We start from the raw sequence: 12,359 nt of genomic DNA on the forward strand, positions 1-12,359 counted from the left end.
TCCTTTATCGCTCACTACGAGCTTATGGCTAATCAGAATAAGGCGTTAAGCTGATTGACGCTGATCGCTAGACGACTGAGTGTGTGGCGTAAACCACGCAAGCTTGTCTGACAAATTCACCACTTCTCCAATAATTATAAGCGATGGTGATTGAGCGTCTTTCGCAAGGTCAGAGAGCTCTGCAAGCTGACCTTTAAAAACTTTCTGGGTTTGTTGTGTGCCACGTTCAACAATGGCAATTGGAGTGTCTGACTGGCGACCATGCTCAATCAGCTGACTTTGGATATATTCGGACTTCATTAAGCCCATATAGATAACTAAGGTTTGATTACCACGTGCCAGCGTAGACCAATCCATTTGGTCACTTTCAGCTTTTAGGTGGCCGGTGATAAACATGGCTGATTGTGCGTAATCACGGTGCGTAAGTGGGATGCCCGCATAAGCTGTCGCCCCTGCAGCTGCAGTAATACCTGGCACAACCTGAAAAGAGATCCCTGCATCGGCAAGTACTTCTAGCTCTTCTCCGCCACGACCAAAGATAAATGGATCGCCGCCTTTAATACGGACAACGCGATGGCCTTGCAGTGCAAAATCGACCAATAGTTGATTGGTTTTCTCTTGAGGCACGCTGTGGTGACCGGCACGTTTACCTACACAAACAAGAATGGTGTCACTTGGTACTAGCGCCATAATTTCATCAGATACGAGGTAGTCGTATAAAACCACGTCCGCTTGCTGAAGAAATCGAATCGCTTTCAGCGTCAGCAGTTCAACATCACCAGGCCCCGAGCCAACTAAGGCAACTTCACCTGGTACAATTTGACTGTGACCTAAACTGTTTAGGTTGGTTTGATTGCTGCGCTGTGCGTGCTGACTACTCAATGGGAATTGAGAAATCGTATCCTTGCTCGCCATAATGTCACCCTTTCCATATCTCTGATTGGCATTATGGCGCTCAAGTTATATTACCTGAAATTCTAAAATTTCATTTTTTATTACTTAATCTGATAAGTAACATTTGCCAAACAGCATGCCATTTGCCAGATAGATTCTAAATTCTTATACTTCCTCCAATTTTCCGGTACTAAATTCGGAATAGTTCACAATTTCGAGCTACAAACAAATTAGTTTGCACACTAGTTTGTTACATTACGCAACAAATCTCTTCCATCCCAATTGGAGTTTTCCATGAAATCGGTAATGAAACCTTTATCAATCGCAGTAATGGCTGGCCTTGGCCTTGCGACTCTATCTGGCTGTACAACTACTCCAGATACTGACGAAGTAATCCACTTACGTGTTGTTGAAACAACCGACATCCATACAAACCTTATGGACTACGATTACTACAAAGATAAGCCAAGCCAAAAAATCGGCCTTGCTCGTACAGCAACACTGGTAAAAGAGGCGCAAGCTGAAGTAACCAACAGCGTACTTGTTGATAACGGTGACTTACTGCAAGGTAGCCCTATGGGTGACTACATGGCAGACAAAGGCATCAAAGCTGGTGAAGTTCACCCAGCGTACAAAGCAATGAACCAACTGGAATACGATGCAGGTAACATTGGTAACCACGAATTCAACTACGGCCTAGAGTTCCTAGCTGAGTCAATCAATGATGCGAACTTCCCTTACATCAGCGCGAACGTATTTGATGCAGAGACGGGTGAACACTACTTCAAGCCATACATCATTAAGACTCACACGTTTAAAGACACGGCTGGTGTAGAACACGAAGTAAAAGTGGGTTACATCGGTTTTGTTCCACCTCAAATCATGATTTGGGATAAGAAGAACCTAGAAGGCAAAGTATTCGCTAAAGATATCAAAGAGTCTGCGGAAGAGTTGGTTCCTCAAATGAAAGCTGAAGGTGCGGAAGTGATCGTTGCTATCCCACACTCTGGCGTTTCAATGGACCCGTACAAACAAGGTGAAGAGAACTCAACTTACTACCTATCTGAAGTTGAAGGCATCGATGCGATCGCATTTGGTCACTCACACGCAGTCTTCCCAGGTAAGGGCTTTGACAACATGCAAGGCATCGACAATGAGAATGGCACCATCAATGGTGTTGCCGCTGTCATGCCAGGCCGTTGGGGCAGCCATGTAGGTATTATGGATCTCACTCTGGTTCAGAAAGATGGCAAGTGGGAAGTAGAAAATGGTCAATCTGAAGCTCGTCCGATTTACAGCAAGGAAGAGAAGAAGTCTCTAGCAGAGGCTGACGCTGGTATCGTTAAGGCACTAGAAGCTGACCACAAAGGCACACGTGACTTCGTTAACCAACCTATCGGTAAAGCTAACGACGTGATGTACAGCTTCCTAGCACTAGTACAAGACGATCCAACGGTACAGATTGTTAACCTTGCTCAAAAAGATTACGTAGAGCGCTTTATCCAAGGTGACCCAGACCTAGCCGATATCCCTGTTCTTTCAGCAGCAGCGCCATTTAAAGCAGGCGGTCGTAAGAATGACCCAGCAAACTTTACTGAAGTGGAGTCTGGTCAGCTAACATTCCGTAACGCAGCGGACCTTTACCTATACCCGAACACACTTGTTGCGATGAAGGTAACCGGTAAAGAAGTGAAAGAGTGGTTAGAGTGTACTGCTGGTCAATTCCAACAGATCGATGTAAACAGCACTGCACCACAACAACTGATTGATTGGGATGGTTTCCGTACTTACAACTTCGATGTTATCGATGGTGTTAACTACCAAATCGACGTCACTCAACCAGCGAAGTATGATGGCAACTGTAAAGTTATCAACGAAGGCGCTGAGCGTATTGTTGGTCTAACTTACCAAGGTAAGCCAATCGATATGAAGCAAGACTTCATTATTGCAACGAACAACTACCGTGCATACAGCAATAAGTTCCCTGGTACAGGTTCTGACTTCGTCGCGTTTGATTCTCCAGATGAAAACCGTTCAGTTATCGCTGCTTACATCTCTCGCGTGAGCAAAGAGAAAGGTGAAGTAACACCAAGCGCGGATAACAACTGGACATTCGCACCAATCAAATCGGATAAGAAGCTAGACATCCGTTTTGAAACTTCACCAAGTGAGAAAGCTGCGAAGTTCATTGAAGAGAAAGGTCAGTACCCAATGGAACGTGTTGCAACAGACGATGTTGGCTTCGGCGTTTACCGTATCGACCTTCAGAAGTAATTTATTCTTCTATTAGAAATAGCTTCACTCTAAACCATGCCGCAATTTCGATTGCGGCATTTTCGTTTTTGGAGATTGACGGTACACTTTGACTAATCTCACTCAATAAAGAAATAGATCAATGTCTGATGCGTTCCAACAACAATTAACCAGCAATGGCTTTACTCACCAAGAGATTGAGCAACTGGAGGCTTCAGCTCGCTTCATTGAACTGCCAACCCGTCATATCTTGCTTCAGCAAGGTGAAGTAGCTTCAGAGATCTATTTCTTACTTGAAGGCATTTGCCATTCATCGTATCTGACCGAAAAAGGCAAAGAGTTCAGCAAAGAATTCTACTGGGAACACGATTGGATTATTGGCTTTGAAAGTTTGATCAAACAACAGCCATCGCCTTATTTGCTTGAGTCTCTAACCCCGTGCTCGATTTTGTCCCTGCCCACCGAGACACTTCGCGACTGGCGGGAAGAGAAGCACAGTATTTACCTCAAGCTGCTTGAGACTCAGCTAATGTATAAAGAGAACAAAGAACGTTTCATGCTGCTCTACAGCCCAGAGGAGCGCTATGAGCTATTCTGCCAACACTACCCAGAGCTTCTTGAGCGACTCAACGACTATCAAATTGCCGCCTATCTTGGCATCACGGCGATCAGTTTGAGCAGGATTAAAAAACGCAGCCAGAGTTAACATTTGTTAATGTCGATTCAAGATTGAATTGCTACATTCGCTCTATGACTTAAATGAACGCGAAACTAGCATGACTGATTGGCAACTTATTCCATTTTCTCAATTAGATACCACACAACTTTATCAACTGCTTAAACTGCGTGTTGATGTCTTTGTTGTAGAGCAAACCTGCCCTTACCCAGAATTGGACGATAAGGATCACCAAAGTGGAGTTCATCACCTTTTAGGTTACCAAGGGAAAGAGTTAGTCGCATGTGCACGATTACTTCCCAAAGGGTTAAGCTACTCTTCGGTAAGCATTGGACGTGTCGCCACGATGGAAAATAAACGAGGCGGCGGCCTTGGCCATCAGCTACTCATACAAGCATTAAAAGAATGCGAGTCACTCTGGCCTGGGGAGAGTATCGAAATCGGCGCCCAGGAACATCTTGCAAGTTTCTATGGGCAACATGGTTTTATTCAAACTTCAGAGATGTATTTAGAAGACGATATTCCTCATATCGATATGAAGCTGGAAAAGTAGCGTGATTCGTTCGGCGACATACTCTGCAATTCTTCTGCTCATTATCGGTAATTTTACAGCTGCACTCTCAGATGTGGCTGTAAAGCTCCTTGATGGTGAAGTGTCGCCGTACCAATACATATTTCTGCGCCAATTCTTATCAACGCTTGTTATCTTCCCACTTTGGTGGCGACAGAGCTCGGAAAAAAAACGTCTCCACAACTGGCCACTCAATACGTTGAGAGCACACCTGATTATCATCGGCAGTGGCTGTATGGTCGTCGCCATCACTCATTTAACTCTTGCGACAGCCAATGCAGTCTTCTATGCCGCTCCATTACTCATGCTACCGCTTTCTGCTTTACTATTGAGGGAAAAGCCTAGCGTGCAGAGAATCGCAGCAACCTCAGTCGGGTTTATCGGAGTCATGGTCGTACTCAGACCCTCAGAGTTTCATTGGGCCGCAATCTTTGCTTTAGGTACAGCAGTAACCCTAGCCTTGTTTAACATCACGGCGCGCAAACTGCCTACTCAGCAAAATGTCGTGAGCACACTCTTTTGGACATCGCTACTTTCTCTCCCGCTGTCAGGAGTCCTAGCTTATGTCTATTGGAAGCCCATAACAGGAGACGCGATTACGCTAATTCTGGCAAGCGCAGCATTAATTCTTATCTACAATGGCTTAGCAGTAAAGGCATACCAAAAAGCGTCAGCAAATAACATCGCGGTTGCGGAAAACTCTGGATTAGTGTTCGTGGCACTATTCGGGGTAGTGTGGTTTAACGAGATGCCAGATTGGTTAACGGCACTGGGAATAACTCTGATTGTGTTACCCCTAATGCCGTGGAAGCGTGTTGCAAGAGGAAAGGTAAGTAATTACTTACTTCGACCAAATCCACCGTCAGAAAGTCGGAAGAACATCACCGATTGATTGCTTTTTTCTAACTGTAAGATATCGAGCTGGCCACTCTCTTCTAGTTTAAAACGGACAAGCTGCCCTTGCTTGATTCGGCTGAGTGGCTTATCAGAGCCTTCCACTTTCACCAGTGCATTAAGGTCTGACATCGATAACCCGTTGTTACGGAAAACTTGAGCAAGCGTATCTCCGCTTTTAACCTGATACTCCTTCCAAGCATCAGAGGTTAAAGATTGTTGTGCGGTGCTTCTTTCTTCACTCAGACTGCGCGTATTAATATCGATCTGCACTCGCTGTGTTGGCGTTGAAGTTTCTGGCTCCGTATTCGGCTCAGGTAAAGGCATTATCAACAGAATAAACAGCGCTGGAACTAAGACCATCAATGCGCGTTGATGCAGTCTTGGCAAAAGATTCCACTTTGCTAAAGCGCGCTGCTTAAGATCTTTCCAATCAATCCCCGCTAACTTCGCTTTTAATTGTTCTAAATGATCAACTTGCTGTTTCTTTTTCTTTCTGCGATTCATCGCACTTAGCCTCCTAACGGGTCTTACTGCCAGTATAAAAAAACCCGATGCCTTGAGTATAGAGATTTTCGCATCGCAACGACATCAAAGCGCAAAAATTGACACTCTGCTTGCCGAAAGTCGATCTGAATCCCACATTGTTATGCGGAAAAGAGTATCGAGTTACTGGCGTTTCATCACAAGGCTATTACTGGTATCCTTTACCCTTTATACACCATACAAAGAGAGACACCATGTCTGAAGTTAAATTTGAGACTGTAGAGCAGAAAGCAAGCTACGGTATCGGTCTACAAATGGGTCAGCAGCTAGCTGGTTCTGGTCTTGAAGGTCTAAACGTTGACGCTATCGCTGCAGGTATTGCAACAGCACTAGTTGGTGAACAGCCAGCTATCGAAGTAGACGAAATCAACAACGCACTACAAGAGCTACACACTCGCGTAGAAGCAGCTCGTCAAGAAGCAGCAAAAGCAGCAGCAGCTGACGGCGAAGCTTTCCTAAAAGACAACGCTCTACGTTCAGAAGTAACAGTTCTAGAGTCTGGCCTACAGTACGAAATCATCACTGAAGGTACTGGTGAAATCCCAACTTCTGACAAGCAAGTACGTGTTCACTACCACGGCGAACTAACTGACGGCACTGTATTCGACAGCTCTGTATCTCGTGGTCAACCTGCTGAGTTCCCTGTAACTGGCGTAATCAAAGGTTGGGTTGAAGCACTTCAACTAATGCCTGTTGGTTCTAAGTGGAAGCTATACATCCCACAAGACCTAGCTTACGGTGAGCGTGGCGCAGGTGCAGCAATCCCTCCATTTGCTGCTCTAGTATTCGAAGTAGAGCTACTAGATATCCTTTAATCTCTACTTAGAGGTTAACGATTATAAGAACGGCAGCACTTAGGTGTTGCCGTTTTTTTATGTACTGATGTTACACTGCCAATAGCAATTTAGGGTAGGTTAGGTATAAGATACAGAATGACGTTAAACGAATTATAAGGAAATGATATGAATAAACGCGTCGTTCTCACTGCTGCATTAACTTTTGCACTGGTTGGTTGCCAAAGTACTGGTGAACAGTCACAAACAACTTCTGAATCAAACAACAGTAACTACAACGCACTGGCTGGAGCTGCGTTGACGGGAGCTATTCAAGCATGGAGCCAACAAGGTGCAGCGAATACAGATTTAGCTGGCCAAATTCAGCAAGCGACAAACGTCACATCCGACCAAGCGGTTGGTGGCGTAGGCTCTCTGCTTGCTCTTGCGCAAAACTCTTTAGGCTCAACTCAAAACCAAGAACTGGGTGGTTTAATTCCAGGTTACGACGTTCTACAAAGTAGCGGTCTATCATCATTGATTACGAATAGCGGAGCTGTAGATAGTGCGTTCTCAGCACTTGGTATGGATCCAGCGCTTGTTTCAACATTTGCACCACTGGTTATCAGTGCGCTGCAAACACAAGGTGCAAGCAGCGGCTTAACTCAAGCCCTATCGACGATTTGGCAATAATGTAGAATGCGTTGTTTAGAGAGGTCAGCAAATAGTTGGCCTTTTTTACGCGTAGAGAAAATTAGATTCAATGAATTTCAGATACAAAAAAGCCGAGCTAATGCTCGGCTTTTTCGTTCTTTACGAACCTGATTACTCAGCAGCTTCTTCAGCAGCTGGGCGATCTACAAGCTCAATGTAAGCCATTGGAGCTTTATCACCAGTACGGAAACCAGCTTTTAGGATACGTGTGTAACCGCCCTGACGAGCAGCAAAACGTGGACCTAGTTCGTTAAATAGTTTTGCAACTACTTCGTTGTCACGAGTACGTGCAAATGCTAGACGACGGTTAGCAACGCTGTCAGTCTTAGCTAGTGTAATCAAAGGCTCAACTACGCGACGTAGCTCTTTTGCTTTTGGCAGTGTAGTCTTGATAACTTCATGACGTACTAGAGAGCTAGCCATGTTGCTAAACATCGCTTTACGATGTGAGCTATTGCGGTTGAGTTGACGACCACTCTTACGATGGCGCATGACCTAATCCTTCTAACTTTATCGATTAATCTTCAGCGATAGACGCTGGTGGCCAGTTTTCTAGGCGCATACCTAGAGACAGACCACGTGATGCAAGTACGTCTTTAATCTCAGTAAGAGATTTTTTACCAAGGTTAGGCGTTTTAAGTAGCTCAACCTCAGTACGCTGTACAAGATCACCGATGTAGTGAATCGCTTCTGCTTTCAGACAGTTAGCAGAGCGAACTGTTAGTTCAAGATCGTCTACAGGACGCAGTAGGATCGGATCGAATTCTGGCTTCTCTTCCTTCTCCTCAGGTACACGTACATCACGAAGATCTACGAACGCATCCAATTGCTCAGCTAGGATAGTAGCTGCGCGACGGATAGCTTCCTCAGGGTCTAGAGTACCGTTCGTTTCCATGTCGATAACAAGCTTGTCTAAGTCTGTACGCTGCTCTACACGAGCTGCATCTACAGAGTAAGCAATCTTGTCTACTGGGCTGTACGTAGCGTCAACCAGTAGGCGGCCAATTGGACGCTCATCTTCTTCAGTATGGATACGAGCCGAAGCTGGAACATAACCGCGACCACGTTCAACTTTGATACGCATAGCGATCTCAGCGTTGTCATCCGTTAGGTGACAAATAACGTGTTCTGGGTTAGCGATCTCTACATCACCATCATGGGTGATGTCACCTGCAACCACAGGGCCCGAGCCTGATTTGTTCAAAGTAATGAACACTTCATCTTTGCCTTCGGCAACGCGCACAGCTAGACCTTTAAGGTTAAGTAGGATTTCAAGAATATCTTCTTGAACGCCTTCTTTAGTGCTGTACTCATGAAGTACGCCTTCAATTTCTACTTCTGTTACAGCACAACCTGGCATAGAAGATAGAAGAATACGGCGAAGTGCATTACCAAGAGTATGGCCGAAACCACGCTCTAATGGCTCAAGAGTTACTTTTGCGTGAGTCGTGCTAACTTGTTCGATGTCAACAAGACGTGGCTTAAGAAATTCTGTTACAGAACCCTGCATTGTGTCCTCTCTTTAATTTAAACCTTACTTAGAGTAAAGCTCGACGATCAATTGTTCGTTGATATCAGCAGATAGATCTGAACGCTCAGGCAGACGCTTGAACGTACCTTCCATCTTACCGCCATCTACTTCAATCCAAGTTGGTTTTTCACGTTGTTCAGCAACTTCTAGAGCCGCTTTAATACGAGATTGCTGTTTAGCTTTCTCGCGGATAGAAACAACGTCATTAGCCGCAACTTTGAAAGAAGGAATGTTTACAACTTTACCGTTAACTAGGATAGCTTTGTGGCTAACTAGCTGACGTGCTTCTGCGCGAGTTGCGCCAAAGCCCATGCGGTAAACTACGTTATCAAGACGACCTTCAAGAAGCTGAAGCAGGTTTTCACCTGTGTTGCCTTTAAGACGTGCAGCTTCTTTGTAGTAGTTACGGAATTGTTTTTCTAGAACGCCGTACATACGACGAACTTTTTGCTTCTCACGAAGCTGAACGCCATACTCAGATAGACGACCGCGACGAGCGCCGTGTACACCTGGTGCGTTATCAATTTTACACTTGGTATCGATCGCGCGTACACCAGACTTAAGGAATAAGTCAGTACCTTCGCGACGGCTAAGCTTCAGCTTAGGACCCAAATATCTTGCCATGATCTTTCTCCAGTAATCTAAAAAACGTTATACGCGACGTTTCTTAGGTGGACGACAACCGTTATGAGGGATTGGTGTAGCATCAACAATGTTTGTGATGCGGAAACCAGCAGCGTTCAGTGCGCGAACAGTAGATTCACGACCTGGACCTGGACCCTTAACCATAACTTCCAAGTTCTTTAGGCCGTATTCTTTAGCCATTTCAGCACAACGCTCAGCTGCAACCTGTGCTGCGAACGGAGTAGACTTACGAGAACCGCGGAAACCTGAACCACCTGCAGTAGCCCATGCTAGAGCATTACCTTGACGGTCAGTAATAGTTACGATTGTGTTATTGAAAGAAGCATGGATGTGCGCAACACCGTCTGCAACTTGTTTGCGAACGCGTTTACGCGCGCGAGTTGGTTGTTTAGCCATTGTACTCTACCTTCCCGATTATTTCTTGATCGGCTTACGCGGACCCTTACGGGTGCGAGCGTTGGTTTTAGTACGCTGTCCACGTAGTGGTAGACTGCGACGATGACGAAGACCACGGTAACAGCCAAGGTCCATAAGACGCTTGATGTTCATTGATACTTCACGACGTAGATCACCTTCTACAGTGTATTTAGCTACACCATCACGCAGTTGATCGATCTGCTCATCAGATAGTTCACTGATCTTAACATCTTCAGCAATACCCACTTCAGCTAGGATAGCTTGAGAGCGAGTTTTACCGATACCGTAGATCGCAGTTAGTGCGATTACAGCATGTTTTTGATCAGGAATGTTAATGCCTGCTATACGGGCCATTATTCACTCCTAAGTGTTTCATAAAAGAATTAACCACAGCAAAGCCCGTGATGGATACGCTGTGGGATACTACTTCTTTTGCACGCAAAAGGTAGGTCGAGCAATATACTCGACACTACCTTGTATTTCAAGTAAAAATTTCTGCTAATTAGCCTTGGCGCTGCTTGTGCTTTGGCTCACTGCAAATCACGCGAACGACACCGTTACGCTTGATAACTTTACAGTTACGGCAGATTTTTTTAACGGAAGCACGAACTTTCATTGCTAAACTCCGTAAATGAAATCTGAGTCTACCGCCGAATTAACGGCCATAGCCTTTCAGATTTGCTTTCTTCAACACAGAATCATACTGTTGAGACATCAGATGAGTCTGTACCTGTGCCATAAAGTCCATGATAACAACAACTACGATTAGTAGTGATGTACCGCCGAAGTAGAAACGTACGTTCCACGCGACCATCATAAACTCTGGAATCAGACAGATAAATGTAATGTATAACGCACCAGCTAGGGTTAAACGCGTCATTACTTTATCAATGTACTTAGCTGTCTGTTCACCTGGGCGGATGCCGGGTACGAATGCACCGGACTTCTTCAAGTTATCCGCTGTTTCACGCGGGTTGAATACCAACGCCGTGTAGAAGAAACAGAAGAAAATAATCGCTGCAGCATAAAGCATTACATACAGAGGTTGACCTGGGCTAAGAGCCAATGACACGTCAGTTAACCAACCGAACGCGCTGCTCTCACCATTCTGACCAAACCACTGAGCCAGTGTTCCTGGGAACAGGATAATACTTGATGCAAAGATTGCTGGAATTACACCTGCCATATTAATCTTAAGTGGCAAGTGAGTGCTTTGCGCAGCAAATACCTTACGACCTTGTTGACGCTTCGCGTAGTTTACAACGATTCGACGTTGACCACGCTCCATGAAAACAACGAAGTAGATAACTGCAAAAGCAAGTACAGCAATCAACAACAGAAGAAGTACATGCAATTCACCTTGACGCGCTTGCTCGATTGTTTGACCGATTGCAGAAGGCAATCCAGCAACAATACCTGCAAAGATAAGTAACGAAATACCGTTACCAATTCCACGCTCTGTAATTTGTTCACCTAACCACATTAGGAACATGGTGCCGGTTACTAAACTTACTGTCGCAATTAGCGTAAACATGGTTTGGTTGATAACAACCAGATTATCGACCATGTTTGGTAGGCCTGTTGCGATACCAATTGCCTGGAATGTTGCAAGTACAAGCGTGCCGTAGCGTGTATATTGGCTGATCTTACGACGGCCTGCTTCACCCTCTTTTTTGAGTTCAGCTAACGCTGGATGAACTACAGTTAGCAGTTGGACAACAATAGATGCCGAAATATACGGCATGATGCCCAACGCTAATATAGATGCACGCTCAAGAGCACCACCGGAGAACATGTTAAACATTTCAACGATGGTACCTTTTTGCTGTTCGAACAAATCGGCAAGTACAGCAGCGTCAATACCAGGGATCGGCACAAAAGAGCCTGCTCGGAATACTAAAAGTGCACCAATTACGAATAATAAGCGCGACTTTAGTTCACTTAAGCCGCTCTGAGCACTACGAAAATCTTGTCCTGGTTTCTTAGCCATCTGTACCTCGTTCCTCGAGATTATTCCTCGATTTTACCGCCTGCAGCTTCGATTGCAGCTTTAGCGCCTTTAGTCACACGTAGACCTTTAACAGTCACTGCTTTGTTAATTTCACCAGATAGAACAACTTTTACGAATTCGATGTTCTTAGTGATAACGTTAGCAGCTTTAAGGCTGTTTAGATCTACTACGTCACCAGTTACTTTCGCTAGTTCACCTAGACGAACTTCAGCAGACACTAGGCTCTTACGAGAAGTGAAACCGAATTTTGGTAGACGTTGTTTTAGAGGCATCTGACCGCCTTCAAAACCTGGACGAACTGAACCGCCAGAACGTGACTTTTGACCTTTGTGGCCACGGCCACCAGTTTTACCTAGGCCAGAACCGATACCACGACCTACACGCTTAGCAGTAGTCTTAGCACCAGCAGCTGGTGATAGAGTATTCAAACGCAT

Annotated in this window: 16 protein-coding genes; 6 read left to right on the forward strand and 10 right to left on the reverse strand. The window is 45.1% G+C overall.

Annotated features, from left to right (window positions below):
• Positions 1-45 precede the first annotated feature (45 nt).
• Positions 46-915: a uroporphyrinogen-III C-methyltransferase gene (gene cobA, locus F0231_RS13190; protein WP_171760197.1), complete on the reverse strand. Its 870-nt coding sequence runs from the start codon at positions 913-915 to the stop codon at positions 46-48.
• Positions 916-1,188: 273 nt separating this feature from the next.
• Here cobA and cpdB point away from each other — a divergent pair, with 273 nt between their 5' ends.
• The 4 genes from cpdB (at position 1,189) to F0231_RS13210 (ending at position 5,286) form a co-directional block, all read left to right on the forward strand.
• A complete protein-coding gene (cpdB, locus tag F0231_RS13195; protein ID WP_171760198.1) occupies positions 1,189-3,168 on the forward strand; it encodes a 2',3'-cyclic-nucleotide 2'-phosphodiesterase in 1,980 nt (659 codons plus the stop codon).
• 121 nt (positions 3,169-3,289) lie between these two features.
• Positions 3,290-3,853 carry a Crp/Fnr family transcriptional regulator gene (locus tag F0231_RS13200; RefSeq protein WP_171760199.1) on the forward strand — a complete coding sequence of 188 codons (564 nt, stop codon included), beginning with the start codon at positions 3,290-3,292 and terminating at the stop codon, positions 3,851-3,853.
• A 70-nt stretch (positions 3,854-3,923) separates the two neighbouring features.
• On the forward strand, positions 3,924-4,376 hold the full coding sequence (locus F0231_RS13205) for a GNAT family N-acetyltransferase (protein WP_171760200.1): 453 nt from the start codon (positions 3,924-3,926) through the stop codon (positions 4,374-4,376).
• A gap of 1 nt (position 4,377) precedes the next feature.
• A complete protein-coding gene (locus F0231_RS13210) occupies positions 4,378-5,286 on the forward strand; it encodes an EamA family transporter (RefSeq protein ID WP_171760201.1) in 909 nt (302 codons plus the stop codon).
• Here F0231_RS13210 and F0231_RS13215 read toward each other — a convergent pair.
• Complete coding sequence (locus F0231_RS13215; protein ID WP_171760202.1) at positions 5,232-5,795, reverse strand: LysM-like peptidoglycan-binding domain-containing protein; 564 nt, start codon at positions 5,793-5,795, stop codon at positions 5,232-5,234. The two genes, F0231_RS13210 and F0231_RS13215, sit on opposite strands and share 55 nt — an antisense overlap.
• A 233-nt stretch (positions 5,796-6,028) precedes the next feature.
• Between F0231_RS13215 and F0231_RS13220 the strand changes: the two genes are divergently transcribed.
• Both F0231_RS13220 and F0231_RS13225 read left to right on the forward strand, forming a co-directional pair.
• Positions 6,029-6,649: an FKBP-type peptidyl-prolyl cis-trans isomerase gene (locus tag F0231_RS13220; RefSeq protein ID WP_171760203.1), complete on the forward strand. Its 621-nt coding sequence runs from the start codon at positions 6,029-6,031 to the stop codon at positions 6,647-6,649.
• 147 nt (positions 6,650-6,796) lie between these two features.
• On the forward strand, positions 6,797-7,300 hold the full coding sequence (locus tag F0231_RS13225) for a DUF2780 domain-containing protein (protein ID WP_171760204.1): 504 nt from the start codon (positions 6,797-6,799) through the stop codon (positions 7,298-7,300).
• A 132-nt stretch (positions 7,301-7,432) separates the two neighbouring features.
• Here F0231_RS13225 and rplQ read toward each other — a convergent pair whose 3' ends face one another.
• From rplQ to rplO, 8 genes are all read right to left on the reverse strand, one after another.
• Positions 7,433-7,813, reverse strand: coding sequence for a 50S ribosomal protein L17 (gene rplQ / locus F0231_RS13230; protein ID WP_004410405.1), 381 nt, complete (start codon positions 7,811-7,813; stop codon positions 7,433-7,435).
• A 25-nt stretch (positions 7,814-7,838) separates the two neighbouring features.
• Positions 7,839-8,831, reverse strand: coding sequence for a DNA-directed RNA polymerase subunit alpha (gene rpoA / locus F0231_RS13235; RefSeq protein WP_126575282.1), 993 nt, complete (start codon positions 8,829-8,831; stop codon positions 7,839-7,841).
• 24 nt (positions 8,832-8,855) lie between these two features.
• Positions 8,856-9,476, reverse strand: coding sequence for a 30S ribosomal protein S4 (rpsD, locus tag F0231_RS13240; RefSeq protein WP_006878395.1), 621 nt, complete (start codon positions 9,474-9,476; stop codon positions 8,856-8,858).
• A 27-nt stretch (positions 9,477-9,503) separates the two neighbouring features.
• Entirely contained in the window at positions 9,504-9,893 is a 390-nt protein-coding gene (gene rpsK, locus F0231_RS13245) for a 30S ribosomal protein S11 (RefSeq protein ID WP_001118870.1), read from the reverse strand.
• 18 nt (positions 9,894-9,911) lie between these two features.
• The gene (rpsM, locus tag F0231_RS13250) at positions 9,912-10,268 is read right to left on the reverse strand and encodes a 30S ribosomal protein S13 (protein ID WP_164647230.1); all 357 of its coding nucleotides are present in this window, start codon (positions 10,266-10,268) and stop codon (positions 9,912-9,914) included.
• Positions 10,269-10,416: 148 nt separating this feature from the next.
• Entirely contained in the window at positions 10,417-10,530 is a 114-nt protein-coding gene (gene rpmJ, locus F0231_RS13255) for a 50S ribosomal protein L36 (RefSeq protein WP_000868186.1), read from the reverse strand.
• Between the two features lie 39 nt (positions 10,531-10,569).
• On the reverse strand, positions 10,570-11,904 hold the full coding sequence (gene secY / locus F0231_RS13260) for a preprotein translocase subunit SecY (protein WP_004410423.1): 1,335 nt from the start codon (positions 11,902-11,904) through the stop codon (positions 10,570-10,572).
• Between the two features lie 20 nt (positions 11,905-11,924).
• On the reverse strand, positions 11,925-12,359 hold the full coding sequence (rplO, locus tag F0231_RS13265) for a 50S ribosomal protein L15 (RefSeq protein ID WP_171760205.1): 435 nt from the start codon (positions 12,357-12,359) through the stop codon (positions 11,925-11,927).

The sequence above is a fragment of the Vibrio sp. RE86 genome (assembly GCF_013114545.1).
Lineage (GTDB): Bacteria > Pseudomonadota > Gammaproteobacteria > Enterobacterales > Vibrionaceae > Vibrio.